Raw genomic sequence first — 2,440 nt, 5'->3', positions numbered from 1 at the left:
CGCTTGTTGCTCCATTAACAAGCAATCCTGACCATCGACACTACAATCCTTTATGTTCAAGTTTGCATTAGGAATTTGTAGATCTCCATTCCAGTCGGTAAAAATACGCCATCCATCCTCCCAAACGCTATTTGTGTTACTTAGACGACGCATACTGACCCGAACACCACGATTAATGGCTTCAGAACGAGCGACTTGTAGGGAAGACAGGAGATTATTTGCCTGAGTAGCGGCACGGTTTTCACGAATCATGGAGGTAAAACTCGGGGCGGCAATTGCTACCAAGATGATGACCACGACCAGTGTGATCATTAATTCAATCAGTGTGAAACCATTATTTGCCGCAAACTTTTTCACTTTGGTGACGCTCCTTGTAGGTATTCGGTTTTAACGCTAAAAGCATTGTGGGTCAAGCACTTATGCTGGTTCATCACTATCTATTTTTTAAATACGTGAGCCAGTTGGCAAATGTATCGTCCATGCCGAAGTTTTCTTCAATCTACACATTAGTAAAAAGGGAATTATATCAGTTGTATCTGACTGATTATGCCGAGTGGCAATAGCTTGCCGCTTTGGTTTATTGAGTTTGCCGCAGAATGGTTAAGTTGTTGATAAGTAATGTAAATAATTTGTGGCATGCTTGATGCTTATCCAAGTGAAAGTGAATGTTTGTTGTGGAGAAACAGCATGCCGATAAATTTTGATTCTGCCCTTGGTATTCATGCCGATGCATTGCGAATTCGCACCCAGCGTGCAGAAATGCTGGCAACCAATCTGGTGAATGCGGACACGCCAAACTTTAAAGCGAAGGATATGGATTTTCAAACGGCATTGCAGATGGCGGCATCCGGGCAAAAATCTGCCGCTTTGAACACCACCCATCAAAAACACCTTGCCGGTAACGGTGAAAATCCATTTGAGGCGGCAACGTTATACCGCACAACACTTCAGGATTCATTAGATGGCAATACGGTCGATGAGCAGGTAGAGCAGGCACAGTTTATGCAGAACGCTGTTCAATATCAGGCTAGCCTGGAATTTTTAGGTTCGCGCTTTCAGGGGCTGACCAAGGCGATCAAAGGAGAATAATCTGCCATGTCATTATTTAATATTTTCGATATAGCAGGTAGCGGCATGAGTGCACAGTCACTGCGGCTTAATACCACAGCCAGTAATCTGGCTAATGCAGATAGTGTCAGCAGCAGCGTGAATGAAACGTATCGTACCCGGCAACCCGTTTTTGCCACGGTCTTGGATGATGCTCAACAAGGTTATAAATCAGGTTCTGTTCAGGTTCTTGGCGTTACGGAAAGTCAGGCACCGGTGCGTCAGGAATACAATCCATCACACCCATTGGCTGATGAAAATGGTTACGTTTATCACTCTAATGTGGATGCCATTGCAGAAATGGCAAATATGATGTCGGCATCTCGTTCGTATCAGAACAATGTTGAGATTGCCAACACTTCCAAACAATTGCTGCTGCAGACTCTGCAGCTTGGCAAATAACGCAGGGAGTCATTGAAATGGCAATAAATGGTGTAAATGAAAATCCCTATGCTTTTCTCAACAGTACAAACAAGACAAGTTCAACTGAAGAGGAAAAGGATCCCGGCAAGTTGCAGATGGAGGATTTTATGTCCTTGATGACGACGCAGCTGATGAATCAGGATCCACTCAAACCAATGGAGAGTGGTGATTTTCTCGGGCAAATCGCTTCTTTCAGCACAGTGAGTGGTATCAGTGATTTACAGGATTCATTTGCCAGTTTTGCTAAGGCAATGCAATCTGACCAGGCCTTACAAGGTTCTTCATTAGTTGGTCGTTCAGTGTTGGTTCCATCTTCAATTGGCGTGATGACAGCCGACTCTCCAATGCGAGGACAGATTAATGTGGCTGAGCCCGTATCTAATTTAGAAATGAAGATATATAGCGATACGGGTGAGTTGGTCAGAACCATTCCGATGGGAGCGGCATCTGGTTACACCAATTTTGAATGGGATGGTTTGAATAATGATGGTGAAGCCATGCCTGAAGGTGTTTATCAATTTATGGCAACAGGCACAGTTGATGGACAAAACACCGCCTTTGCTACTGCTGTGATGGCTAAAGTAGATAGCGTATTGGTGGGCTCTGGCGGGCAAGGCCTGACCATGAATCTGGCGGGTATCGGTTCGGTGCCATTTAGTGAAGTTCAAGAAATTATTTAAGGGGTAAGCATCATGTCATTTAATACAGCTCTAACAGGCCTTAATGCCGCCACTGCCGATTTGAATGTGAAATCAAACAATATTGCCAACATCAATACCATTGGTTTCAAAGGTTCACGAGCAGAGTTCGGTGATGTTTACGCCCTGTCAACGTTTGGTAACAGTAATACGGCTATCGGTACTGGTGTGGTACTGAATAACGTAGCTCAGCAATTCAACCAGGGAAATCT

General features: G+C 44.3%; 5 protein-coding genes. 4 read left to right on the top strand and 1 reads right to left on the bottom strand.

Annotation, left to right across the window (positions count from 1 at the left end; translation table 11 throughout):
* Window positions 1–357 (bottom strand): GspH/FimT family pseudopilin (locus tag B3O33_RS11700; RefSeq protein ID WP_292363645.1); only part of this gene is annotated, 357 nt, incomplete at its 3' end.
* A 330-nt stretch (window positions 358–687) separates the two neighbouring features.
* On the opposite strand from B3O33_RS11700, the gene flgB reads away from it, so the two are divergent.
* From flgB to B3O33_RS11680, 4 genes are all read left to right on the top strand, one after another.
* The gene (flgB, locus tag B3O33_RS11695) at window positions 688–1,089 is read left to right on the top strand and encodes a flagellar basal body rod protein FlgB (RefSeq protein ID WP_292360341.1); all 402 of its coding nucleotides are present in this window, start codon (window positions 688–690) and stop codon (window positions 1,087–1,089) included.
* 6 nt (window positions 1,090–1,095) lie between these two features.
* Window positions 1,096–1,509 carry a flagellar basal body rod protein FlgC gene (flgC, locus tag B3O33_RS11690; protein ID WP_292360339.1) on the top strand — a complete coding sequence of 138 codons (414 nt, stop codon included), beginning with the start codon at window positions 1,096–1,098 and terminating at the stop codon, window positions 1,507–1,509.
* Window positions 1,510–1,526: 17 nt separating this feature from the next.
* Window positions 1,527–2,210 carry a flagellar hook assembly protein FlgD gene (locus B3O33_RS11685; RefSeq protein ID WP_292360337.1) on the top strand — a complete coding sequence of 228 codons (684 nt, stop codon included), beginning with the start codon at window positions 1,527–1,529 and terminating at the stop codon, window positions 2,208–2,210.
* 12 nt (window positions 2,211–2,222) lie between these two features.
* On the top strand, window positions 2,223–2,440 hold a 218-nt coding region (locus B3O33_RS11680; protein WP_292363643.1), incomplete at its 3' end, for a flagellar hook-basal body complex protein.

Source organism: Methylophaga sp. UBA1464, assembly GCF_002325665.1.
Taxonomy (GTDB): Bacteria; Pseudomonadota; Gammaproteobacteria; order Nitrosococcales; family Methylophagaceae; genus Methylophaga.
The sequence above is the reverse complement of the archived record's forward strand: the minus strand, read 5'-3'. Positions and strand labels throughout refer to the sequence as shown.